Source organism: Streptomyces sp. P9-2B-2 (assembly GCF_030406865.1).
GTDB classification, from domain to species: domain Bacteria; phylum Actinomycetota; class Actinomycetes; order Streptomycetales; family Streptomycetaceae; genus Streptomyces; species Streptomyces platensis.
On sequence record NZ_CP129126.1, the window covers coordinates 1,404,578 to 1,427,979 of the forward strand.

Consider the following 23,402-nt stretch of genomic DNA (forward strand, 5'->3'; position numbering starts at 1 on the left):
CCTGTGGGGTGAGCGCGTCGCGCCCGGTGGACGGGGAACCGTCCCCCGGGCGCGACACTGTCCGCTCCGGGGCTGCGCCGGGGCTCAGCCCTGCTGGAAGAGCTCCGCCGGCAGTGGCTTGAGCAGCGCGTAGAGGTCGTCGGTGATCGGCCGGTCCCAGCTGGCGATGGTGACCAGCACACCGTCGCTGCGGTCGAACTGGGCGCAGGAGATCCGGCTCTCGGAGCACTTGATGCGCTTGACGATCAGCAGGTTGTCGTCGTGCATCACGGGGGTGTCCTCGCTCTCGACGACCGTCACCGGTTCGTCGTTGCCGAGCGCGGCGAGCAGCTGGGCCACCTCGAAGGGCACCTGGTCGTCCTCCAGGTCCCGGGCCGGGGAGCCTTCCGGCAGATTGCCGATGATCATCGAGGGGCCGCGGCCGCCGAACAGGTCGTAGCGGAGGAAGACACCCTGGCAGCTCCCGTCGGGCGCGGGCAGCAGCCCGGCTCCGAGGTTGCCCGGCCAGTCCCCGGGGTCCATGGCGAGGACGTCGAAGTCAGGCCCGGCGGGCGTGGCTGCGCTGCGGCGGCGGAGGAAGGACATGCCGCCATCGTACGTGGCCCGGCCGGGCGCGCCGCGCGGACGTCGGGGTCGGCGACACCCCGTGCGCGGCGCCGCCGCCCGCTCCGTGGCCGGTGGTCTCAGGCCTGGTCGGCCAGGGCGCGCAGCCGGCGCAGCGCCTCATCGGCGGCGGCATACGGCACGAAGAGGTGATCGTGGTGGAAGCCCGCGACGACATTGCAGCTGAGGCCGGCCTGGGCGAGCGCGGTGGCGACGGCGGCGGTGAGTCCGACGGCGTCCAGCGCGGAGTGCACCCGCAGGGTGATCCAGGCGGCGACATAGTCGTACGCCAAGCCCGCGCGGTCGGCCTCTTCCTGGTGGATGACGAGGGTGCGGCCTTCGGGTTCGGAGACGGTGACCACCGGTGTCAGCCCCTCGGGGGCCGCGCCGGGGACGCTGGCGAAGACGTAACGGCCCTCGTTGCGCTCGGGACGCATCCCGCTCAGCAGGGCCCGGAGATCGCGTTCACCCGTCATGTCGCCAGCTTACGGGGCCCCGTCCCGGCCTTCCCGGCGCCGCTCGTGGTGGCGGGCGACCCGGGCGCGGTTGCCGCAGGAGGGGGCGCACCACTCCTGGCGGGCGTGGTCCTTGACGAAGTAGCGCACACAGCGCGGGGCGGGGCAGGCCCGGAGCTTGGCGCGGTCCGGTCCGTCGAGGAAGGTGAGCGCGGCGCGGGCCAGCGCGGCGACGAGCCGGTCAGCGGCCGGCGGGGTGCCGGCCGGGCGCAGCCGCAGCGTGGGCCGGGCGTCCGGCTCCCAGCTGAGCCGGGGCACCGTGGGGACCAGGGCCGCGGCGGTGTTCAGCCGGTGGATCGCCTCCGCTTCCGGGAGGAGCCGGTGGGCGTCGGCGGAGCTGGGCGGGCCCGGCCGGACGGCGCGGGCGAACAGCGATCGCACCGCGGCCCGCAGCTCCCGTACGGCGGTGTGCAGCGCCTCGTCCACGGCGACCGGCTGCCCGTCGCAGTCCAGCAGCGCGGCCCGCTCGTGCACCCAGACCGCGAGCCCTTCGGGGTCGGCCAGGTCATCGGCGACGCCGCCGTGCCCGTCGTGGCGGATGGTGACGGCGAGGTCGAGGGCGAGCTGGGTTGCGGTCATGTGGCTAATGGTAACGTCGCCGACAACCATTAGCTGGCTGAGGGGGGCGGTGTGGTCGGCATGCGTCAACTGCTGGGTGATCTCCGGACCTTGGCGGGTGAGCTGCCCGCATGCGGCCCGCCGACGGCGCCCGGCGTACCGGCGGGACCCGCGGGTCGGTGCACCGCACGGCTCCCCGGCACCGGGCGGGCGCAGGCCCCCGAGCCGTATGCCAGGACGAAGGAGCTGCTGTGGCGATGACGACGGAGCACACCAGGCCGGCCGAGGAGATACGGGCCGCGATCGAGGCGGGTCAGGAGCGGCTGCGCGCCCTGCTGCCCGCCCTGACCGATGAAGAGGTGCGGGAGCCCAGCGAGTTGCCCGGCTGGTCCCGTGCGCATGTCCTCTCGCACATCGAGGGCGTCGGGCTGGCCCTGGCCCGGCAGGCCCGTTATGCGCTGCGCGGTGAGCTGATCGAGCCGTATGACGGGGGCCGCCCGGCGCGCGCCGCCGCGATCGAGGCCGGTGCGCTGCGGGAGGCGGCGGTGCTGCGGGAGGCCGTACGGGCCGCGCTGGCCGAGGCGTCGGCGGCCTGGGCGGCGGTCGGCCCGGCCGACTGGTCGCGGCCGGTGCGGCATCGCGATGGCGATCTGCGCTCCGCTTTGCTTGCCTGGTGGCGGGAGTTGGAGATCCACACGGCGGACGCACGGATCGGTTACGGCCCGCGGGACTGGCCACGGGAGCTGTGCCTGCACCTGCTGGACCACTTGGCGCCCCGCGTCCCCGAGGACCTGCACCTCGTCCTGACGGCGACGGACGACACGCTGACACGGCGGTACGGTTCCGGGGACGCGCCGACGGTGACCGTGCGCGGCCCGCTCGGCGACCTCGCGGCCTGGCTGAGCGGCCGCCGCCCGCAGCAACCGCTCGACTGCCGCCGGTCGGGGACGGTGGCCCCGCTGCCCGAACTGCTCGACTGGCCGTAGCGGTCCGGCACCACCTCCCGGAAGGAATCTCATGCCCCTGCCCGAGTCCGGCAGCCCGCCCGTGCTGAACCTCTGGAAGGCGGGCCTGGATGCCGTACCACCCGAGGTCTGGCGGCGCGCGGACTGGGAGGTGCTGATCCTGGCCGACAACGCCCTGACCGAGGTCCCGGCGGCGCTCGGCCGGCTGCGTACGCTGCACACCCTCGACCTCGGCCACAACTCACTGGCCTCGGTCCCCGACGAGATCGGCGAGCTGGCCGGGCTGACCCGTTTCCTCTATCTGCACGACAACCGGCTCACCGCACTGCCGGACACCCTCGGCGGACTGGACCGGCTCGGCTATCTCAACGTCGGCGAGAATCCGCTCGGCCGGCTGCCGGACACCCTCGGGGAGATGGCCGGGCTGGTCGAACTCCGTGCGCAGCAGGCGGAGTTGGGCGACCTCCCGGAGTCGTTGGGACGGCTCGACCGGCTCCGGGAGCTGTGGCTGGGCGGCAACACGCTGACGGCACTGCCCGACAGCCTCGCGGGGCTGCGCGAACTGCGGGTGCTGGAGCTACGGGACAACGCGCTCGCCCACGCCCCCGAGGCGCTGCGCACGCTGCCGCTGCTGCGCCGGATCGATCTGCGCGGCAACCGGATCGCGGAGCTGCCGCCCTGGATCGCCCGGCTGCCGTCGCTGGAGAAGCTCGATCTGCGCTGGAACACCGTGGCGGACGGGGCGGAGCCGGTCCGGGCGCTCCGGGAGCGCGGGTGCGTGGTGCTCACCTGACCGCGGGCGCTCCCGTGCCCGTCGCCTGGGCGTGTCCTGTGCTCCGGGCGACACGCCCTACGTGAGGTCGAACTCGCCCTCGCGCGCGTCGAGGACGAAGGCGCGCCACTCGGCGGGGGTGAAGATCACCGCCGGGATCTCGGGGCTGCGGCGGTTGCGCATCGCGATATAGCCCTCGACGAAGGCGATCTGGACGCCGCCCACGCCCTGGGTGGTCGACTGCCACTCGGCCTGCTTCAGGTCGAGATCGGGCCTGGGCCCGCCCACGAGCCGCTGCTCCGTGATGCTGTCGGTCACGTGTCCCGCACCTCCCGGTTCGTCGTCCGCGGTCAGCCTAACCACTGTGTCCGGGCACGGACAGGGGACGTGGCGAGGCGGTGGAGTGGTGATCCGCGGGCGGGCGCACCGGCCGGGCGCGCCCGCCCCCGGCGGCGGTCAGCCGCCCGGCGTGTCGGCGCCCACCAGCCACATCGCGAAGAACTGCGAGCCACCGCCGTAGGCGTGTCCCAACGCCGTGCGGGCGCCGTCGACTTGGTGTTCACCGGCCGTGCCCCGTACCTGGAGGGCGGCCTCCGCGAAGCGGATCATGCCGGAGGCGCCGATCGGGTTGGTGGACAGCACCCCGCCGGAGGGGTTGACGGGGAGCGCGCCGTCGAGTTCGGTGACGCCGGACTCGGTGAGTTTCCAGCCCTCGCCCTCCTCGGCAAAGCCCAGGTTCTCCAGCCACATCGGCTCGTACCAGCTGAAGGGGACGTACATCTCCACCGCGTCGATCTGCCGGCGCGGGTCGGTGATTCCGGCCTGCCGGTAGACATCGGCGGCGCAGTCCTTGCCGGCCTGCGGCGAGACGAAGTCCTTGCCGGCGAAGAGGGTGGGCTCGCTGCGCATCGCCCCGCCGTGCACCCAGGCCGCCGGGTGCGGGGCGCGGGCGGCCCCGGTGCGGTCGGTGAGGATCATGGCGCAGGCCCCGTCGGAGGACGGACAGGTCTCGGAGTAGCGGATCGGGTCCCAGAGCATCGGGGACGCCTGGACCTTTTCGAGGGTGAGGTCCTTCTCGTGGAGGTGCGCGTAGGGGTTCTTGAGCGCGTTGCGGCGGTCCTTGTAGGCGACGAGGGAACCGATGGTGTCGGGGGCGCCGGTGCGCCGCATGTACGCGCGGACGTGCGGGGCGAAGAAGCCGCCGGCGCCGGCGAGCAGCGGCTGCTGGAAGGGGATCGGCAGAGAGAGGCCCCACATGGCGTTGGACTCGGACTGTTTCTCGAAGGCGAGGGTGAGGACGGTGCGGTGGACCCGGGCGGCGACGAGGTTGGTGGCGACCAGGGCGGTGGAGCCGCCGACCGAGCCGGCGGTGTGCACCCGCAGCATCGGTTTGCCGACGGCGCCCAGGGCGTCGGCGAGGTACAGCTCGGGCATCATCACGCCCTCGAAGAAGTCGGGGGCCTTGCCGATCACCACCGCGTCGATGTCCGCCCAGGTCAACTGGGCGTCGTCCAGGGCGCGCCGGGCGGCCTCGCGGACGAGTCCGGCGAGGGAGACATCCCGGCGGGCGGCGACATGCCGGGTCTGGCCGATGCCGACGACGGCCACGGGCTCTTTGCTCATCACTCACCCTCCAGGACGGCGACCAGGTTCTGTTGCAGGCACGGCCCCGAGGTCGCATGGGCGAGTGCGCGGTCGGACTCTCCCCGGTGGATGCGGGCGGCGGCCTCGCCCAGGCGGATCAGTCCGGCGGCCATCACCGGGTTGGTGGCCAGCGCGCCGCCGGAGGGGTTGATACGGACGGTGCTGTCCGGCGCGTCGAGCTTCAGGGCGCGGCGCAGCACGACTTCCTGGGAGGTGAAGGGGGCGTGCAACTCGGCGGTGTCCACGATGGGGGCACCTCCCATGCCCTCAAGGCCATGGGGGAGTTCGAAGGCTCCGGCGCGCTCGGCGGCGAGCCGGGTGGACGGTGAGTCGGTGAGGTCGCGGACGCCCAGGGCGTGGGCCTCGATGCGGTGGTCGAGGCCGCGTATCCAGGCGGGGCGGTCGGTCAGCCGGCGGGCGGTGTCCCCGGCGGCGAGGACGACGGCGGCCGCGCCGTCGCCGATGGGTGGGCAGTCGCCGGTACGCAGCGGGGCGACGAGGTGCTCGCCGGCGGGCACGGCGCCGCGCAGCTGGGCGTGCGGATTGGACTCGGCGGCCGTGCGGCTGCGGGCCGCGATACCGGCCAGTGCCCGCTCGTCGGTCAGTCCCGCGTCGATCAGGGCCTGGGCCTGGAGCGCGGCGAGGGCGACCGAGTCGGGCCACAGCGGCGCCACGTAGTAGGGGTCGAGCTGGCGGGTGAGGACCTCGCGGACGTCGCCGGGCGAGGACTTGCCGTACGCGTAGACCAGTGCGGTCTCCGCCTCGCCGGTGAGGAGCTTCACCCAGGCCTCGTACAGTGCCCAGGCGCCGTCCATCTCGACATGGGATTCCGAGATCGGCGGCCAGGCGCCGACGCCGTCCAGGGCCATGGTGAAGGAGAAGGCGCGGCCGGCGAGGTAGTCGGAGGAGCCGGAGCAGGTGAAGCCGATGTCCCGGGCCGCCAGGCCGGTTTGCGCCAGCACGTCGTGGAGCACCGGCATCAGCATCTCGACCTCGGAGGTCTCCGCGCTGTCGCGGACGTGCACGCTCTGCCCGAAGGCGACGATGGCGACCTCGCGCATCACACCAGCTCCTTGTAGCTGTCGTAGTCGGCATCGGGTTCGCCGGTGGGGCGGTAGTGGTCGGGGAAGCGGCCGTCCTCGGCCCATACGGGTTCCACCCGCAGCCCCATGCGGACCCGGTCGTACGGGATGCCGCCGATCCGGGCGTGCAGGGCCAGGTCGGCGCCGTCCAGGGCGATATGGGCGTAGACGTAGGGCACCTCGATATCGAGGTTCTTGGCCTTGATGTTGACGATGCAGAAGGTGGTGACGGTGCCGCGCGGGCCGACCTCGACCTGGGTGGCGGTGGCGACGCCGCAGGTGGGGCAGGCGCCGCGGGGCGGCACATAGACCTTGCGGCAGGAGGGGCAGCGTTCGCCGATGGTCTTGCGGTCCGCGAGCGCCCGGAGGTAGCGGGACTGGGCGCGGCCGGGCGCGTAGGTGTAGTCGAGCCGGGCGGGGGCGGTGATGCCGGTGACGGGGTCGGCGAACTCCCCGTCGTGCGGGACGGGTTGGGCGTCGCCGTGCGGGCGCGCTTCGCCCTCGCCGCCGCCGGGGCCGTCGTCCGGCTCGAAGCAGGCGATATCGGTGATGGCGCCGGTGCGCTGCGCGGCCCAGCGGATCCGGACCCGCATTCCGGTGCGTACGGCGTCGGGGCCGGGTGCGTCCAGGGCGTGCAGCAGCGCGGTGTCGGCGCCGTCGAGCCGGACCAGGACCCAGGCGAAGGGGGTGGCGAGCGGCTGGCCGCGGCGCGGGGAGGGGTTCCAGGCCCAGGTGGTGACGGTGCCGGCACCGCCCACCTCGACCAGGTCGCGGATCTCCTCGGCGGTGACCGGGTCGTACTCGGTGGGCGGTACGACCACCCGGCCGTCGCTCGCCGTGACACCGAGGACGGTGCGCTCGCGCAGCCCGGTGAGAAAGGCGCTCTGGACGGGGCCGAGCGAGCGGGTGAAGGGGAATTCCACGACGAGGGGCGCCGTGAGGACCTCGGACATACGGGACTCCTTGCGTCAGGCCCGCCGGTAGACGGGCGGGCGCTTCTCCGCGAAGGCCCGGGAGCCCTCTTTGGCGTCGGCGGTGTCGAAGACCGGCCAGCCACGGGCGAGTTCGGCCGCCAGCCCGTCGGTCTCGGTCATCCCGGCGGTCTCGTAAACGGAGGCCTTGACGGCTTCGACGGCCAGCGGGCCGCAGGCGTTGATGAGTTCGGCGATCTCCAGGGCCTTGTCCCGGGCGGTCCCGTCGGGCACGACATGGCCGATCAGACCGATGCGTTCGGCCTCGGGCGCGGAGTAGGGCCGCCCGGTGAGCAGCATCTCCAGGGCGTGGGTGCGGGGGATCTGGCGGGCGAGGCGGACGGTGGAGCCGCCGATCGGGAACAGTCCGCGGCGGACCTCGAAGAGCCCGAACGTGGCGCTCTCCCCGGCGACCCGGATGTCGGTGCCCTGGAGGATCTCCGTGCCGCCCGCGACGCAGTACCCCTCGACGGCGGCGATCACCGGCTTGCGGGGGCGGTGGTGCCGCAGCATCGCCTTCCAGTGCAGATCCGGGTCGGCGCGCAGCCGGTCGCGGTACTGCTCACCGGCCATCCCGTCGCCCGCGAGGGCCTTGAGGTCCATACCGGCGCAGAAGGTGCCGCCGGCGCCGGTGAGGACGAGGGAGCGGATCTCGTCGTCCTCGTCGGCGGCGAGCCAGCCGTCGTACAGGCCCACCAGCATCGGCAGCGAGAGCGCGTTCTTCGCCTCCGGCCGGTTGAGGGTGAGCACCAGGGTCGCGCCGACGCGCTCCACCGACAGATGTTCCGTACCACCCATGTTCCGTCCTCCCGTCTCACGACGAGAACAGGTTGCAGTAGCCGCACACCGACTTCAAGACCTTTCTGACAGGTAGTCAGATTTCTTGGACGCGGCCCTTCCCTGCTCCTTCCGGCGGCGCTCTAATGACCGGCAAGCCGACCCGCCCGGTCTGGAGGAGACGTGGAGTACAACCTTGCCGACCTCTTCGAGTCGATCGTCGACACGGTCCCCGACCGCGAGGCGCTGGTGTACGTCGACCATCCCGGGACCGGTGCGGAGCGGCGGCTGACGTACGCGGAGCTGGACCGCGCGGCCAACCGCCTGGCCCACCACCTCGCCGATCACGGCATCGGCCCCGGCCGGCACGTCGGGCTGCACCTCTACAACGGCATCGAATATCTCCAGGCCGCCTACGCCTGCCTGAAGATCCGCGCCGTCCCGGTCAACGTCAACTACCGCTACGTGGAAGAGGAGTTGGCCTACCTCTACCGGGACGCCGACCTGGCGGCGCTGGTCTTCGACGCGGAGTTCACCGCGCGGGTGGCCGCCGCCCTCCCCCAGGCCCCCGGGTTACGGCATCTCGTCCGGGTCGGCACCCCGCCGGCCGGCGCCCCCGCACCACGGATCGCACCCGTCGCGCTCGCGGACGCCGTGGCCGCCGCTTCCCCCGCCCGCGGCTTCGGCCCGCGCTCCGCCGACGACCGGATCATCATCTACACCGGCGGGACCACCGGCCTGCCCAAGGGCGTGATGTGGCGCCACGAGGACATCTTCTTCTCCGGGATGGGCGGCGGGGCGCCGACCGGCGAACCGGTCAAGCGGCCGCAGGAGCTGGCCGAGCGGGTCGCGGCCGGGGGCGACGGCCTGGCCTTCTTCCCCACTCCCCCGCTGATGCACGGCACCTCCACCCTCACCGCGTTCATCGCCTTCCACTTCGGCCAGAAGGTCGTCGTCCACCGCAAGTACGTGCCCGAGGAGGTACTGCGGACCATCGAACGGGAGCGGGTCACCAGCGTCTCCCTGGTCGGCGATGCGATGCTGCGCCCGCTCGTCGATGCGCTCGCCGGGCCGCTCAAGGGCACCGACTGCTCCTCGCTGTTCAGCGTCAGCAGCTCCGGCGCGATCCTCTCCGAGACGGTACGTGCCCAGTTCAGCGCGCTGGTCCCGCACGTCATGCTGCTCAACAACTTCGGCTCCTCCGAATCCGGCTTCAACGGCACCGCCACCGCGGACTCCGGCCCGGACAAGGGCTTCCGGCTCCAGGTCAACTCCCGTACGGCGGTGGTGGATCCGGCGACGTACGAGCCGGTCCCGGTCGGCGAGGTGGGCCGGATCGCCCTGCGCGGTCATGTACCGCTGGGCTACTACAACGACCCCGTGAAGACCGCCGAGACCTTCTTCGAGGCGCGCGGTGACCGCTGGGTACTGCTGGGCGATATGGCCACCGTCGATGACGGGGGCATCGTCACCGTCCTCGGCCGGGGCTCGCAGTGCATCAACTCCGGTGGCGAGAAGATCTATCCGGAGGAGGTCGAGCAGGCGCTGAAGGCACATCCGGACATCTACGACGCGCTGGTGGCGGGCGTGCAGGACGAGCGGTGGGGTCAGCGGGTCGCCGCCGTGGTACAACTCCGCCCGGACGCCTCGGAGTTGGCCCTGGCGGACATACAGCTGCACTGCCGGACGCGGCTGGCGGGCTACAAAATCCCACGCGCTGTCGTCTTCACCGACCACATCCGGCGTTCGCCCAGCGGGAAGGCGGACTATCGCTGGGCGAAGGCGGTGGCGGCGGGGGAACGGGCGGGCTGAGGGGCGGGTTCGCCCGGGGTGCCACACCCGGCAGGTCCGCGCCCGGCGGGGCCGCGCCGCGCCGCGTCGGCCCGCGCCCGGCCTGGGCGCTCGGCCTCAGCCGCAGACCGACCGCAGTGAGCGGGCCAGTGCGGTCGTGTGCAGCGCGTCCAGATGCCGCTCGTGACGGACCCGCACAGCGGCCACGGTCAGCAGCGGCGCGCAGTACGGCGCCGAGCGGGCCTGCGGGGAGTCGGCGAGGGCCTGCACCAGCTCGTGGTTGATGCGGTTGATCTCCTTCCGCACCTGACCGAGGTCGGGCCGCTCGGTCGGCGCCCGGCCCGGGTCCTCGTCCCATGCCCGGTGCAGACCACGCTGCACGCTCTTGTTGGCCTCGATCTGGTCCCGGAAGAACCGCACGGTGACCTCTGGATCGGCGCCCAGCTTCCGGGCCTCTTCCGCCACCGCCCGCAGCACCTCCTGCTCCCGGGCCGGGTCGTCGACCGGACCGCCGGTGCCCCATTTCGCCGCGGCCACCAGATCGGCGGTGGCCAGCCGCTCCGCGGACAGCACGGCGAGCGGCCGGAGCTGCCCGTACGGGGAGAGCGCGGTGGCGGGGGCCGGTGCGGTGGCCGTGGCCGACGGGGTGACCGGCGCCGCGACGGCCCCCGTGGCGCCGGTGAACAGGACGGTCGCGGCGGCGCCGGCGATCAGGGCGCTCCGTAGCGAGGTGGTCAGCTGCACGGTCGGCCTCTCTCGAACCTCAGGCCCCCGGGAGGGGGATGACGGGGAGGGCATATGGCGACGAGCCCGGGCCCTGCCGTCAAAGTACCGCCGCCCGCCCGAAGAGCAGGCGGAAGTGTGGCGTCAGGGCACCGGGAACCGGGAACCGGACAGCTGACCACGGGCCGCAGGGCCCTACGGCACGGCTACGGGCGCGGCGTAAGGAAGGAGTTGACCGCGGCGAGGAACTCTCCGGGACGCTCCTCGTGGACGAGATGGCCGGCGCCCTCGATCGTCACCAGACGGGCATCGGGGATCCGCTCGGCCAGGCCGGCGAGGTGGTTCTGCGGGATATGGCTGGACCCGCCACCGCCGATGACCAGGGTCGGTGCGGTGACCTTTGGCAGCGCGTCCCACCACGCGGGGTCGGGCGCATTGCGCTCCGCCACCACCACGGCTTGGGCCTGCCAGTCGAACGGCTGCGGGCCGGCCGGCTGCTCCGGCACCTCCTGCGGCGGGTCGGCGGGCAGCGGCGGGGGCACCTCTTCCAGGATCAGCCGGTCCACCAGATCCGGGCGCTCCGCGGCAACCAGCAGGGCGGCCAGCGCGCCGAGCGAGTGCCCGATGAGGGCCACCCGTTCCAGACCGAGCGCTTGGAGGAAGCCGATGACATCGTCCCGCCATCGTGCGAAGCCGTACTCGCCCGGCCAGTCGCTGTGGCCGTGGCCGCGCTGGTCGAGGGCGAAGACCCGGTGGGTGCCGGCGAGCCGGCCGACCACTCCGCGCCAGTCCTCGCCGTCCTCGCCGAGGCAATGCAGCAGCACGGCCGGGGGCGCATCCTCCTCTCCCCACACCCGGTATGCCAGCTGGACCTCACCGACCTGCACTTTCTGGACGTTACTCATGCGCGGGACGCTACCCGTGAGCCGGCTGCGGCACGCCCCTTGACGTGTTCGCCGCGCGCTGATTACTTGGACCCGCATGCAGCTACCGAATGATCGGTAGGGAAATCGAGGCGGTGAACTCCATGCCGGAAGCGGCTACGGGCAGTGAGACCTTCGACGAGGTGGAACGGCTCTCCGGGGACGCGTTGCGCGCGCTGCAACTGACCCGGCTGCGCGCCTCGTTGCAGCATGCCTACGACCACGTCCCGTTCTACCGGGAGTCCTTCGACCGGGCCGGGGTGCATCCGCGGGACTGCCGCTCGCTCGGCGATCTCGGCCTCTTCCCGTTCACCGTCAAGGACGATCTGCGCGCCCAGTACCCCTTCGGGATGTTCGCCGTCCCCAAGGCGGAGGTGCGCCGTATCCATGCCTCCAGCGGCACCACCGGCCGCCCGACGGTCGTCGGCTACACCGAGCGCGATCTGTCGCACTGGGCGGATGTGGTCGCCCGTTCCCTCCACGCGGCCGGCGGCCGGCCCGGGCACACCGTCCATATCGCGTACGGATACGGGCTGTTCACCGGCGGACTGGGCGCGCACTACGGCGCGGAGCGGCTCGGCTGCACGGTCGTCCCGGCGTCCGGCGGAATGACCGCCCGCCAGGTGCAGATCATCCAGGACTTCCGCCCCGAGATCATCATGGTCACACCGTCGTACATGCTCACCCTGCTGGACGAGTTCGAGCGGCAGGGCATCGATCCCCGTACGACCTCGCTCCGGGTGGGTGTCTTCGGCGCCGAGCCCTGGACGCAGGCGATGCGCCGCGAGATCGAGGAGCGGTTCGCGATCGACGCCGTGGACATATACGGCCTGTCGGAGGTCATGGGCCCGGGCGTCGCCCAGGAGTGTGTGGAGACCAAGGACGGGCTGCACATCTGGGAGGACCACTTCTATCCGGAGGTGGTCGACCCGATCACCGGCGAGGTGCTGCCGGACGGGGCGCACGGCGAGCTGGTGTTCACCTCGCTCACCAAGGAGGCGATGCCGGTCATCCGTTACCGCACCCGGGATCTGACCCGGCTGCTGCCCGGCACCGCCCGCCCCGCCTTCCGCCGGATGGAGAAGGTCACCGGACGCAGTGACGACATGATCATTCTGCGGGGGGTCAATCTCTTCCCGGCGCAGATCGAGGAGATCGTGCTGCGCACCCCCGGCATCGCCCCGCACTTCCAGCTCAGGCTGACCCGGGAGGGCCGGATGGACCGGCTGACGGTGCGTGCCGAGGCGCGGGCGGAGGCGACCTCTGAAGAGCGGGCGGCAGCCGTCGGGCTGATCGCGCACAGCGTCAAGGAGGGCATCGGGGTCTCGGTCGCGGTCGAGATCGTCGATCCGGAGACCCTGGAGCGCTCGGTCGGCAAGATCAAGCGCATTGTCGACGCCCGGCCGCGGGACACCGCCTGACGGCTGGGCGGCTGGGCAGCTGGGCACCTGGCGGCTGGCGCCTGACGGCTGACGGCTGGGCGTCTGACGCGACCATCCCCGGCAGGCCCGCTCAGGTCATCGTCGGGTCCCCCTTGATCAGCGCGAACGGGGCCCCGGCCGGGTCCTTGACCATGGCCAGCCGGCCGACGCCGGGGGCATCGGTGGGCGGGATCAGGACCGTGGCGCCCTGGCCGGTGGCAGCGGCGAAGGTGGCGTCACAGTCGGTCACACCGAAATACGGGTGCCACTCCGGGGTCGAACCGGCCTTCAGGTTCTCCGCCGGCAGCTGCATGATGCCGCCCTGCCCGGTGTCGTCGCCCTGGCCGCCGCCCGGGGCGGACACGACGGAGTAGATGAGGTCGCCGCCCATCGGCATGTCCTGGTGGTCCCAGGAGAAGACGGAGCGGTAGAAGTCCTTCGCCGCGGCCGCGTCGGTGGTGTACAGCTCCGTCCAGCAGAGGGTGTTCGGCTCCATCACCCGCTCCAGGCCCTGCACCTCGCCCGGCTGCCATACGGCGAAGTCGGCGCCCGCCGGGTCGGTGAAGGCGGCCAGCCGGCCGGCGGTGAAGACCTCCATCGGCGGGACCCGGACCGCGCCGCCGGCCTGCTCCACCGCCTTGACGGTGGCGTCCGCGTCGGGGGTCTGGAAGTACACGGTCCAGGCGGAGCCGGCGCCCTCCTCCGTCAGCGGGCCGATGGCAGCGACCGTCTTGCCGCCGAGCTGGAAGAAGCCGTACCCGCCGGCATCCGGGCCGGCCGACTGGAAGCTCCAGCCGAACACCGCGGAGTAGAAGGAGACCGCGGCGTCGATATCGGGGGCTCCCAGGTCGAGCCAGTTCGGGGTTCCCGGGACGAAGTTGGTGGTCAGCATGGCAGGACCTCCGTTGCACGGATCGTGACGTGCACGGCGGTGTGCGCGTCGTTTCTCAGCATGGCAGGGGGCACTGACAGCCGCCCTTCACGCACACCGCACCCGGCCCGGCTCAGGGCGCGCCGAACCGGGCCCGCAGCTCCCGCTTGAGGACCTTGCCGCTGGCGTTGCGCGGCAGCGCGTCCACGAACATCACCCGTTTGGGTGCTTTGAACGGTGCCAGCCGGGCGCGGGCCGCCTCGATCAGCTCCCGCTCCCCCACCGCGGCACCGCCGTCCGCACGCCGTACGACCACCGCGGTCACCGCCTCGATCCAGCGCTCGTCCGGCAGCCCGATGACCGCGACCTCGGCCACCTGCGGATGCTCGTAGAGCACGTCCTCCACCTGGCGCGAGGCGACCAGGACGCCACCGGAGTTGATGACGTCCTTGACCCGGTCGACCACCGTGAAATAGCCCTCCGCGTCGCGGACGGCGAGGTCCCCGGAGTGGAACCAGCCGTCCCGGAACGCCTCGGCGGTCTCCTCCGGCTTGTCCCAGTAGCCGGTGCACAGCTGGGGCGACCGGTAGACGACCTCGCCCCGGGTGCCGTCGGGTACCTCTTGGCCCGTCTCGTCCACCACCCGCGCCTCGACGAACAGCACCGGGCGCCCGCAGGAGTCCATCCGGCCCTCGTGCTCTTCGGGGCCGAGCACGGTGGCCAGCGGCCCGATCTCGCTCTGTCCGAAGCAGTTGTAGAAGGCGAGGCCGGGCAGCCGGGCGCGGAGCCGCTCCAGGACCGGCACCGGCATGATCGAGGCTCCGTAGTAGGCCTTGCGCAGTCCGCTCAGCTCCCGGACGGGGAAGTCGGGGTGGTTCGCCAGCGCGATCCACACGGTCGGCGGCGCGAACAGGCTGTCCGCCAGGCCCGCTTCCACCAGGTCGAAGATCCGTCCCGGGTCGGGCCCGTCCAGGATGGTGTTCTCCGCGCCGACCGCCAGATACGGCAGCAGGAACACATGCAGCTGCGCGGAGTGGTAGAGCGGCAGCGAGTGCACCGGCCGGTCCGTCTCCTTCAGGTCGAGGGCGACGACGGCGCTGGTGTACTCGTGCACCAGGGCGCGGTGCGTCATCATCGCGCCCTTGGGCAGCGCGGTGGTTCCCGAGGTGTAGAGGAGCTGGACGAGGGCGTCGTCGGGCACTTCGGCCACCAAGTCCGCGGCACCGTCGCCCGTCGGCCCCGGCTCGGTGCCCGCGGGCGCCTCCCGGGCCGCGAGCCGCTCCAGCAGCCCCCCGGGCGCCCCGTGGAAGGGCAGGGTGCGGACGGAATCCGGCAGCCGGTGTGCCAGCGCGGCGTCGGTGAGCACCAGCGCGCTGCCCGACTGCTCCAGGAGGTAGCGCAGATCCTCGCCGGTCAGGCCGTGGTTGACCGGTACGTGCACCAGTCCGGCGCGGGCGCAGGCCAGAAACCCGATCAGATACGCGTCGGAGTTGTGTCCGTAGGAGGCGACCCGGTCGCCGGGCTCCAGGCCGTCCGCGAGCAGCATCCGGGCCGCGGCGGTCACCGCGTCGTCCAGTTCGCGATAGGTCCAGGACCGGTCCGCGTACCGCACCGCGGTCCGTCCGGGCACCCGGCGGGCGCTGCGTCGCAGGACTCCGTCGACCGTATTGCTCCGCGCTTGCGTCATGGCGCGATCCTGGGCCGCGCCCCCTTCCGGGTCAAGGCACCGGGCGGACGGCGACCGCGGCCGGCGAGGGGGCCGACCGCGGTGCGGGCGCGCGGGGCGCCTGGTTACAGGGCGCGCTCCCGGCCCTCCCAATAGGGGTCACGCAGCCGGCGCTTGTAGAGCTTGCCGTTGGGGTCGCGCGGCATGACGGCGATGAAGTCGAGGGACTTGGGCCGCTTGTAGCCGGCCAGCTGCCGTGCACAGTGGTCCAGGATCTCCGCGGCCAGTTCAGGCGACGGCGGGTGGCCCTCGGCGGGCTCCACGACGGCTTTGACCTCCTCGCCCCAGTCGTCGTGCGGGATGCCGAAGGCGGCCGCGTCGGCGACCGCGGGGTGGCTGAGCAGGGCGGATTCGATCTCGGCGGGGTAGATGTTCACCCCGCCCGAGATGATCATGTCGATCTTGCGGTCGCGGAGGAAGAGATACCCGTCCTCGTCGAGGTAGCCGAGGTCGCCGACGGTGAAGAAGTCCCCGATCCGGTTCTGCCGGGTCTTGCCCTCGTCCTTGTGGTAGCGGAAGCCGCCGGTGGTCATCTTCAGGTAGACGGTGCCGAGTTCGCCCGGGGGCAGCCGGTTGCCGTCATCGTCGAAGACGGCCAGTTCGCTGATCGGCCAGGCCTTGCCGACCGTCCCGGGCTTCTTCAGCCAGTCCTCGGCGGTCGCGAAGGCACCGCCGCCCTCACTCGCCGCGTAGTACTCCTCGACGCAGCCGCCCCACCACTCGATCATCGCGCGTTTGACGTGATCGGGGCAGGGCGCGGCGCCATGGATGGCATGCCGCATCGAGCTGACGTCGTACGCCGCCCGGGTCTCCACCGGGAGCGCGAGCAGCCGGTGGAACTGGGTGGGCACCATATGGGTGTGGGTGCAGCGGTGGGTGTCGATCAGGGCCAGCATGCGCTGCGGAGTCCACTTGTCCATCAGGACGAGGCGATGGCCGATGTGCAGTGAGGCACCGGCGAATTGCAGCACGGCCGTGTGGTAGAGCGGCGAGCAGACCAAATGGACGTTGTCGTCGAACGGCTTGATGCCGAAGATGCCCAGGAAGCCGCCGAGGTAGGAGTCCTCGGGCGGGGTGCCGGGCAGCGGGCGGCGGATCCCGCGCGGGCGCCCGGTGGTGCCCGAGGTGTAGTTCATGACCCAGCCCAGGGTGCGGTCGGCGGGCGCGGACTCCGGCTGACTGTCGAGGAGTTGGCCGTACGGCCGGAAGCCGTCGACCGCCCCCACGGCATAGCGCTGGGACGCGGGCAGCTTCGCCTCGTCCGCGGCGTGCCGGGCCGGCTGCGCGAACCGTTCGTGCGCGATCAGCACCTTCGCCCCGGAGTCGGCCACGATCCAGGCGATCTCCGGGCCGACCAGGTGGTGGTTGACGGGGACGAGATAGAACCCGGCCTGGGACGCGGCCAGGTAGGCGGTGAGGAACTCGACGCCGTTGGGGAGGACCGCGGCGAAGGCGTCGCCGCGCTCCAGGCCCGCCGCGCGCAGCCCGTGGACCAGCTGGTTGCTCGCGGCGTGCAGCCGGCCCGCGGTCCACTCCTCGCCGTCCGGGGCGATCAGGACCGTACGGTCCGGGTCGGCGGCGGCCTGCGCCCAGAAGCCGTTGGGCGGTGGGGAGTCCTTGCTCATTCCGCTGTCCTCCTCGGGTTCACGCGCGTCCGGCGATGCGGTTGATCCGGTCGATGGCCCGCTCGAAACCGCGGGTCAGCTCGTCGAAGACGGCCTGTACGCCGCGCTCGCTGTTCATCCGGCCGACGATCTGGCCGACCGGGGTGCCCAGCAGCGGCTCGACCTCGTGCCGCTGGATACGGGAGTTGGCCTCGGCGACCAGCAGTCCCTGGAGCGGCATGGGGAGGGGGCCGGGACCGCTGGGGTCGTCCCAGGCGTCGGTCCATGCGGTGCGCAGCTGGCGGGCGGGTTTGCCGGTCAGGGCGCGGGAGCGGACGGTGTCCCCGGGGCCCGCGGCGAGCAGTTTCGCGGTCAGCCGCCGGGAGTGCAGCTGGGCCTCCTCGGTGGTCAGCCAGAGGGAGCCCAGCCAGACGCCCTGTGCGCCGAGGGCGAGCCCGGCGGCGATCTGCTCCCCGGTGCCGATACCGCCCGCGGCGAGTACCGGCAGCGGGTCGACGGCGGCCACGACCTCCGGGGTGAGCACCATGGTGGCGATCTCGCCGGTGTGCCCGCCCGCCTCGTAGCCCTGCGCGACGACGATGTCGATACCGGCGGCCTTGTGGTGCAGGGCGTGCCGGGGGCTGCCGGCCAGCGCGGCGACCAGGACGCCGTGCTCGTGGGCGCGCCGCACGACATCGGCGGGCGGCGAGCCGAGGGCGTTGGCCAGCAGCTTGATCGGATAGTCGAAGGCCACATCGAGCTGGGTGCGGGCGACCTGCTCCATCCAGCCGGTGATCCGCCAGCCGGACGCCTCGCCTTCCGCGAGCCGCGGTACCTGGTGTTTCTCCAGCAGTTCGGCGACGAAGCGGCGGTGCTCCTCGGGGATCATCGCTTCGACCTCGGCCTCGCTGACGTCCGCCACTTTCTTGGCGGGCATCACCACATCGAGCCCGTACGGCAGTCCGTCGGTGTGCTGCTGCATCCAGTCGAGGTCACGCGCCAGTTCGTCCGGCGCGGTGTAGCGGACCGCCCCGAGCACCCCGAACCCGCCGGCCCGGGTGATCGCCGCGGCGACCGCGGGAAAGGGCGTGAACCCGAAGACGGCGTGCTCGACTCCCAGCGTGTTGCTCAGCTCCGTCTGCATGGGCGAAGGATGCCGCAGCGGACGGTACGAGGGAAGAGATTTTCTGATGCAGCGTCAGAAACTTGAAGGGCGAGCAGACTTGGCTCTCAACGGGCCACTCAGCCCTCCTCCAGCACCGCCATCGCCGCGTTGTGGCCCGGGATGCCGCTCACGCCCCCGCCGCGTGGCGCGCCCGCGCCGCACAGGAGGACGTTGGGGCGACTGGTGGCCACACCCCAGCGGGCCGCGACGGTGTCCCCGGCGGGGTCGTCCGCCGGCTCCGCGTACGGGAACGCCAGGTCGCGATGGAAGATGTTGCCGCCGGGCAGGCCCAGTTCGCGGTCCAGGTCGAGGGGGGATCTGGCCTCGACGCAGGGGCGGCCGTCGGCGTCGTGGGCCAGGCAGTCGGCGAGCGGCTCTGCGAGGTGGGTGTCGAGTTCGGCGAGGGTGGCCGCCAGGAGGCGGTCGCGGGTGGCGTCGTTGTCGGCGGTGAACAGGCGCGCGGGGGCGTGCAGACCGAACAGGGTGAGCGTCTGGTAGCCCTGCCGGACCAGGTCGGCGCCGAGGATGGAGGGGTCGGTGAGCGAGTGGCAGTAGATCTCGGAGGGCGGGGCGGCGGGCAGCCCGCCGGACGCGGCCTGCTGGTAGGCGTCCTCCAGCTGGCGGTACCCCTCGGCGATATGGAAGGTGCCGGAGAAGGCCTCCCGTGGGTCCACCCGGGCGTCCCGTAGCCGCGGCAGCCGGGTGAGCAGCATATTGACCTTGAGCTGGGCGCCCTCGGCGGGCGGCGGCGGCTCCTCGCCCAGGAGGCGGGCCAGCTCCCGCGGGGCGGCGTTGACCAGGACCCGGCGGGCGCCGACGGTGCCCTGGTCGCAGGTCACCTCCGCGGTCCGGCCGTCCGTCGCGATACCGGTCACCTCGCAATCGGTGACGATCTCCGCCCCGGCCCCGCGGGCGGCGTCCGCCAGCGCGTCGGTGAGGGCGCCCATCCCGCCGATGGGGACGTCCCAGTCGCCGGTGCCGCCGCCGATGACGTGGTAGAGGAAGCAGCGGTTCTGGCGCAGCGAGGGGTCGTGCGCGGTGGCGAAGGTGCCGATCAGCGCGTCGGTGAGCACCACCCCGCGGACCAGGTCGTCGGTGAAGGTCTCCTCGACCAGCTCACCCAGGGGGCGTTCGAACAGCGCGTGCCAGAGGGCGTCGTCGTCGATCCGGGCGCGCAGCGCGTCGCGGGAGGGAAGCGGTTCGGTCAGGGTCGGGAAGACCCGTTCGGCCAGCCGGCGGGTGCGGCCGTAGAAGTCCTGCCAGGCGGTGAACTCGCGGTCGGAGCCGGTGAGTTCGGCGAACGCGGTACGGGTCCGGGTGTCCCCGCCGCCGACCAGGAGCCCGGTGGGGCGACCGTCGCGTACGGCGGGGGTGTAGGAGGAGACGGTGCGTTTGCGGACCGCGAACCGCAGCCCGAGGTCCTGCACGATCTTCGGCGGCAGCAGGCTGACGAGGTAGGAGTAGCGGGACAGCCGGGCGTCGGTCCCGGCGAACGCCCGGGTCGACACGGCCGCACCACCGGTGTGGTCCAGCCGCTCCAGCACCAGCACGCTGCGCCCGGCGCGTGCGAGATAGGCGGCGGCCACCAGTCCGTTGTGCCCGCCACCGACGATGACCGCGTCATACGAAGTCCGTTCCGGCATGCCCCTTGGTAGCACGCGGTGATCCCGGTCGCCAGGTGCAGGCGGCTGAAACCTGCACCCGGGTCGGTGCGGCTTCTTGACCGGGCGGGGGGCTGCTCCTAGCGTCCCGGCCGTGCTCCGCCCCGGCACCGCTCCCGCCGTCCGCTCAGCGGGCCGTACCGCCCATCCGTGAGGTGACCCGTGTCCCGTCCGCCGGTACCCCGCATCGGCCGCTCCTTAGCCGGACTGACCGCCGTCGCCGCCTGCTCCGCCGGGCTGCTCGCGGCCCCCGCCCCGGCCTCCGCCGCCCCCGACCCGGCCCGCGCCCCCGGCGCCGCACGCGCCTCGGGTACTTATCCGAACCTGGCCCCGCGCCCCCCGATGGGCTGGAACAACTGGTCCTACTACATGTGCGACCTCGACGAGAAGGTCGTCCTTGACAACGCGCGGGCGCTGGTCCGTACGGGGCTGGCCCGGAAGGGCTACCGCACCGTCACCCTCGACGACTGCTGGATGAGCAGACAGCGCGACACCAGGGGCCGGCTGGTGGCGGACCCGGCGAAGTTCCCGCACGGCATGGCCCACCTCGGGAAGCAGCTGCACGAGATGGGGCTGAAGTTCGGGATCTATACCGACGTCGGCACGCTGACCTGCGAGAAGTTCCCGGGCAGCCTCGGGCATTTCCAGCAGGACGCGGAGCAGTTCGCGCGCTGGAAGGTGGACTACGTCAAGGCGGACGGCTGCAATGTGCCGGTCACGCCGGGACGCGGCAAGGAGGCGACCTTCCGGGATCTGTACGGGCAGCTGAGCCGCGCGCTCCGCGACACCGGCCGCCCGATGACGTTCTCCGTGTCGGCACCGGCCTATTTCCAGTTCGACGGGGACAGCGTCTGGCACCGGGTCATCCAATGGTCGTCCGACGTCGGCAATCTGTGGCGGGGCGGCCGGGACATCGCCCTCCAGAAGAGCACTCCGGCCGCGAAGTGGGCCTCCATCGTCTACAACTTCCGCTACAACTCCCGTCTGGCGGCCTTCCAGCGGCCCGGACGCTGGAACGATCCGGACTTTCTGCTGGCCGGGGCGGCGGGCCTGAACCGGCAGGAGATGCAGAGCCAGCTGTCGCTGTGGGCGATGATGGCCGCACCGCTGATCTCCAGTACGGATCTGGCCGATCTGCCCGCGGCGGCGCGGAAGGTGCTCGGGAACGAGCGGGTCATCGCCGTCGACCAGGACGCGCTCGGTGTCCAGGGGCGGGTCGTCGCGCAGGACGCCGACTCCGCGGTGCTGGCCAAGCCGCTGAAGAACGGCGACCGGGCGATCGCCCTGTTCAACTCCGGCGGCACACCACGCACCCTGTCCGTCACGGCCCGCGCGGCCGGGCTGCCGGAGGCCGGCTCCTACCGGCTGCACGACCTGGTCACCGGCCGCCGTACGCGCGGCGGGAAGAACATCGTGGCGCGGGACGTGCCGCCGCACGGCACCGTGCTCTACCGGGTCACCCCGAACTGACCCGGGGGCCGGCGGACCAGGTGCCGTCCCGCTTCCGGGCGCGGCGGACGGCGCGCTCCTGGTGCAGCGCCGCGACCCGGCGCCGGCACGCGGCCGCCTCGTCCCGGCGGCCCAGTTGCTCCAGGCACTGGGCCAGGTCGCCCTGGCTGGCCAGCGCGTCGAAATGGGCGGCGCCCAGCACCCGTTCGCGGGCGTCGGCGACCTGCCGGTAGACATCCAGCGCCTCGCTCCAGCGGCCGAGCCAGCCGAGCGCCACCGCGGTCTCCCGGCGGCTGACCAGGGTGTCGGGGTGCTCGGGGCCGAGCACCCGGGACCGGGCCGCGGCCACCTCACGGGCCTCCACCAGCGCCTCCTGCCAGCGGTTCTGCCGTCCGAGGCTGACACCGAGACCGTGCCGGGCGCGCAGTGTCTCCGGGTCGTCGGCGCCCTGGGCGCGGGTACGGTCCACGACCAGGTCGCGGTAGAGCGCCAGGGCCTCCGCGCCGCGGCCGAGCCGCCCCAGGCCGATGCCGACCTCGTAGCGGGCGGCGAGGGTGTCCTCGTGGGCGGGTCCGAGCGTGGCGGCGCGCGCCGCCGCGATCTCCTGGTAGGTGTGCAGCGCTTCGGTCCACATATTCAACTTGCCGAGGACGTGGGCGAGTTCGCAGTAGGTGGCGAGGGTGTCGGGGTGCTGGGCGCCGAGCACCCGGACGCGGGCCGCGGCCACCTCCTGGGCCATCGCCCGGCAGTCCTCCAGCCGTCCCAGCCGGCCGAGGTTGCGGGCGACGTGGTGGCGGCAGCTCAGCGCGTCGGGATGGTCCGGGCCCAGCGCGCGTTCGCGGCCCGCCAGCACCTCGGCGTAGATCTGGTGCGCCTCGAAGTGCCGGCCGAGACGGCCCAGCGCATGGCCGGATTCCAGGCGGCTGGTGAGGGTGTCGGGGTGGTCGGCGCCGAGGAGCCGCTCACGGGCCGCGGCGAGCGCGCGGTGCGCCTCACCGGCCTCCTCCCAGCGGCCCAGCCGGCCGAGGTCCAGCGCGGCGGTGTGCCGTCCGGCCAGCTCGGCGAGGGCGGCGCGGCGGTCGTCCGGCGGTGCCGGGCTGGCGATGTTGGCGGCCGGGGACGCGCCGCTGTCCTGAGGGGCGATGCCGCCGGTCCAGGTGCCGGTGAGGACCGTGGCGGTGCCGTCGACGGGATACCGCTGCGGCCGCCGGGTGGCACCCACCGGGGAGCCGAGCGTCATCCCCTGGGTCCAGAAGGGCAGCGGCGGGACGGGCACCGTCACATCCGCGAAACCGGCGGCGACGGTGGCCCGGCCGGGGTGCGGATGGCGGGCGTCGGTGAGGCGTTTGCCCAGCTCGTCGGCGTCCCGGGGCCGGTCGTCGGGGTCCTTGGCGAGGAGTTCGAGCATGATCCGCTCGTAGGCCTCGGGCAGGTCGGGGCGGAGCGTACGGGGCGGCTTCGGCGCCTGGTCGCGGTGCCCGACGAGCACCGCCCAGGCGTCCCCCAGGTCGAACGGCGGCACGCCGGTGGCGATCTCGTAGAGCACACAGCCCAGCGAGTAGAGATCGCTGCGGTGGTCGACGCCGTGCGCACCGATCTGTTCGGGCGACATGTAGTGCGGGCTGCCCATGGCGACACCGGTGCCGGTGAGGCGGGCGGTGAAGCCGATGTCATGGCCGAGCCGGGCGATGCCGAAGTCGCAGATCTTGACCGTGCCGTCGGCGGTCCGGACGATGTTCGCCGGCTTCAGATCGCGGTGCACGATGGCCTGTTCATGGGTGTAGGCCAGCGCGGTGGTGACCTGTTCGGCGATCTCGATGACGTCCGGTACGGGCAGCGGCTGGCGGCGGTTGTCGTCCAGCAGCTGGCTGAGGTTCCGGCCGCTGAGCAGCTCCATCACGATGAAGAGGGTGCCGTCGTCCTCGCCGAAGTCATGGACGACGGTGACCCCGCGGTGCTGGAGCGCGGCCGCGACCCGGGCCTCACGGCGGAAACGTTCGCGCAGAACCTGGAGGAACGAGGGTTCGTGCCGCGGCCCCAGCGGCTTGAGGCATTTGACCGCCACCTGGCGGCCCAGCGACTCGTCGAGGGCGCGCCACACCTCCCCCATCCCGCCGCGCCCGATGATGTCGAGCAGCCGGTACCGCCGTTGAATCAGTCTGTTCTCCGCCACCATGAACC

At 72.7% G+C, this 23,402-nt stretch carries 21 protein-coding genes; 5 read left to right on the forward strand and 16 right to left on the reverse strand.

Going from position 1 to position 23,402, the window contains the following annotated elements:
- Positions 1 to 84: 84 nt before the first annotated feature.
- The 3 genes from QT196_RS05895 to QT196_RS05905 all read right to left on the reverse strand — a co-directional run bounded on the left by QT196_RS05895 (position 85) and on the right by QT196_RS05905 (position 1,697).
- Positions 85 to 585, reverse strand: coding sequence for a hypothetical protein (locus QT196_RS05895; RefSeq protein ID WP_168477939.1), 501 nt, complete (start codon positions 583 to 585; stop codon positions 85 to 87).
- A gap of 98 nt (positions 586 to 683) precedes the next feature.
- Complete coding sequence (locus QT196_RS05900) at positions 684 to 1,079, reverse strand: ACT domain-containing protein (protein ID WP_168477940.1); 396 nt, start codon at positions 1,077 to 1,079, stop codon at positions 684 to 686.
- A gap of 9 nt (positions 1,080 to 1,088) precedes the next feature.
- Positions 1,089 to 1,697: a CGNR zinc finger domain-containing protein gene (locus QT196_RS05905; protein ID WP_168477941.1), complete on the reverse strand. Its 609-nt coding sequence runs from the start codon at positions 1,695 to 1,697 to the stop codon at positions 1,089 to 1,091.
- A 236-nt stretch (positions 1,698 to 1,933) separates the two neighbouring features.
- Between QT196_RS05905 and QT196_RS05910 the strand changes: the two genes are divergently transcribed.
- Positions 1,934 to 2,662: a maleylpyruvate isomerase family mycothiol-dependent enzyme gene (locus tag QT196_RS05910; RefSeq protein ID WP_266736476.1), complete on the forward strand. Its 729-nt coding sequence runs from the start codon at positions 1,934 to 1,936 to the stop codon at positions 2,660 to 2,662.
- A 31-nt stretch (positions 2,663 to 2,693) separates the two neighbouring features.
- A complete protein-coding gene (locus QT196_RS05915; RefSeq protein WP_211117296.1) occupies positions 2,694 to 3,434 on the forward strand; it encodes a leucine-rich repeat domain-containing protein in 741 nt (246 codons plus the stop codon).
- 57 nt (positions 3,435 to 3,491) lie between these two features.
- On the opposite strand, the gene QT196_RS05920 is transcribed toward QT196_RS05915, so the two are convergent.
- From QT196_RS05920 to QT196_RS05940, 5 genes are all read right to left on the reverse strand, one after another.
- Positions 3,492 to 3,731 (reverse strand): DUF397 domain-containing protein, encoded by a 240-nt coding sequence (locus QT196_RS05920; RefSeq protein WP_168477942.1) that lies wholly within the window; start codon positions 3,729 to 3,731, stop codon positions 3,492 to 3,494.
- Between the two features lie 138 nt (positions 3,732 to 3,869).
- Entirely contained in the window at positions 3,870 to 5,036 is a 1,167-nt protein-coding gene (locus QT196_RS05925; protein WP_168477943.1) for a thiolase domain-containing protein, read from the reverse strand.
- Positions 5,036 to 6,118, reverse strand: coding sequence for a thiolase domain-containing protein (locus QT196_RS05930; RefSeq protein ID WP_290354491.1), 1,083 nt, complete (start codon positions 6,116 to 6,118; stop codon positions 5,036 to 5,038). Before QT196_RS05930 ends, QT196_RS05925 begins: the two co-directional genes overlap by 1 nt.
- Entirely contained in the window at positions 6,118 to 7,092 is a 975-nt protein-coding gene (locus QT196_RS05935; RefSeq protein ID WP_266736471.1) for an OB-fold nucleic acid binding domain-containing protein, read from the reverse strand. The genes QT196_RS05930 and QT196_RS05935 overlap by 1 nt, the downstream gene beginning before the upstream one ends.
- A 15-nt stretch (positions 7,093 to 7,107) precedes the next feature.
- The gene (locus QT196_RS05940) at positions 7,108 to 7,908 is read right to left on the reverse strand and encodes a crotonase/enoyl-CoA hydratase family protein (RefSeq protein WP_168477946.1); all 801 of its coding nucleotides are present in this window, start codon (positions 7,906 to 7,908) and stop codon (positions 7,108 to 7,110) included.
- Positions 7,909 to 8,070: 162 nt separating this feature from the next.
- Here QT196_RS05940 and QT196_RS05945 point away from each other — a divergent pair, with 162 nt between their 5' ends.
- Entirely contained in the window at positions 8,071 to 9,699 is a 1,629-nt protein-coding gene (locus tag QT196_RS05945) for an acyl-CoA synthetase (protein ID WP_290354492.1), read from the forward strand.
- Positions 9,700 to 9,795: 96 nt separating this feature from the next.
- Here QT196_RS05945 and QT196_RS05950 read toward each other — a convergent pair whose 3' ends face one another.
- Both QT196_RS05950 and QT196_RS05955 read right to left on the reverse strand, forming a co-directional pair.
- On the reverse strand, positions 9,796 to 10,422 hold the full coding sequence (locus QT196_RS05950; RefSeq protein ID WP_168477948.1) for a chorismate mutase: 627 nt from the start codon (positions 10,420 to 10,422) through the stop codon (positions 9,796 to 9,798).
- Between the two features lie 185 nt (positions 10,423 to 10,607).
- Positions 10,608 to 11,306, reverse strand: a complete 699-nt coding sequence (locus tag QT196_RS05955; RefSeq protein ID WP_290354493.1) for an alpha/beta hydrolase — start codon at positions 11,304 to 11,306, stop codon at positions 10,608 to 10,610.
- A gap of 122 nt (positions 11,307 to 11,428) precedes the next feature.
- Between QT196_RS05955 and paaK the strand changes: the two genes are divergently transcribed.
- Positions 11,429 to 12,745 (forward strand): phenylacetate--CoA ligase PaaK, encoded by a 1,317-nt coding sequence (paaK, locus tag QT196_RS05960; protein WP_168483590.1) that lies wholly within the window; start codon positions 11,429 to 11,431, stop codon positions 12,743 to 12,745.
- Between the two features lie 91 nt (positions 12,746 to 12,836).
- Here the strand turns inward: paaK and QT196_RS05965 are convergent, their stop codons facing one another.
- From QT196_RS05965 to QT196_RS05985, 5 genes are all read right to left on the reverse strand, one after another.
- Positions 12,837 to 13,637 carry a VOC family protein gene (locus QT196_RS05965; protein WP_168477950.1) on the reverse strand — a complete coding sequence of 267 codons (801 nt, stop codon included), beginning with the start codon at positions 13,635 to 13,637 and terminating at the stop codon, positions 12,837 to 12,839.
- Positions 13,638 to 13,749: 112 nt separating this feature from the next.
- A complete protein-coding gene (locus tag QT196_RS05970; protein ID WP_290354494.1) occupies positions 13,750 to 15,303 on the reverse strand; it encodes an acyl-CoA synthetase in 1,554 nt (517 codons plus the stop codon).
- A 104-nt stretch (positions 15,304 to 15,407) separates the two neighbouring features.
- Positions 15,408 to 16,967 carry an acyl-CoA synthetase gene (locus QT196_RS05975; RefSeq protein WP_290354495.1) on the reverse strand — a complete coding sequence of 520 codons (1,560 nt, stop codon included), beginning with the start codon at positions 16,965 to 16,967 and terminating at the stop codon, positions 15,408 to 15,410.
- Positions 16,968 to 16,986: 19 nt separating this feature from the next.
- Positions 16,987 to 18,090 carry a nitronate monooxygenase gene (locus QT196_RS05980; RefSeq protein ID WP_168477953.1) on the reverse strand — a complete coding sequence of 368 codons (1,104 nt, stop codon included), beginning with the start codon at positions 18,088 to 18,090 and terminating at the stop codon, positions 16,987 to 16,989.
- Between the two features lie 98 nt (positions 18,091 to 18,188).
- Positions 18,189 to 19,754 carry an NAD(P)/FAD-dependent oxidoreductase gene (locus QT196_RS05985; protein WP_290354496.1) on the reverse strand — a complete coding sequence of 522 codons (1,566 nt, stop codon included), beginning with the start codon at positions 19,752 to 19,754 and terminating at the stop codon, positions 18,189 to 18,191.
- Between the two features lie 180 nt (positions 19,755 to 19,934).
- Between QT196_RS05985 and QT196_RS05990 the strand changes: the two genes are divergently transcribed.
- Complete coding sequence (locus QT196_RS05990) at positions 19,935 to 21,242, forward strand: glycoside hydrolase family 27 protein (RefSeq protein ID WP_266736464.1); 1,308 nt, start codon at positions 19,935 to 19,937, stop codon at positions 21,240 to 21,242.
- Here QT196_RS05990 and QT196_RS05995 read toward each other — a convergent pair.
- The gene (locus QT196_RS05995; protein WP_290356613.1) at positions 21,229 to 23,394 is read right to left on the reverse strand and encodes a serine/threonine-protein kinase; all 2,166 of its coding nucleotides are present in this window, start codon (positions 23,392 to 23,394) and stop codon (positions 21,229 to 21,231) included. The two genes, QT196_RS05990 and QT196_RS05995, sit on opposite strands and share 14 nt — an antisense overlap.
- Between the last annotated feature and the right edge of the window lie 8 nt (positions 23,395 to 23,402).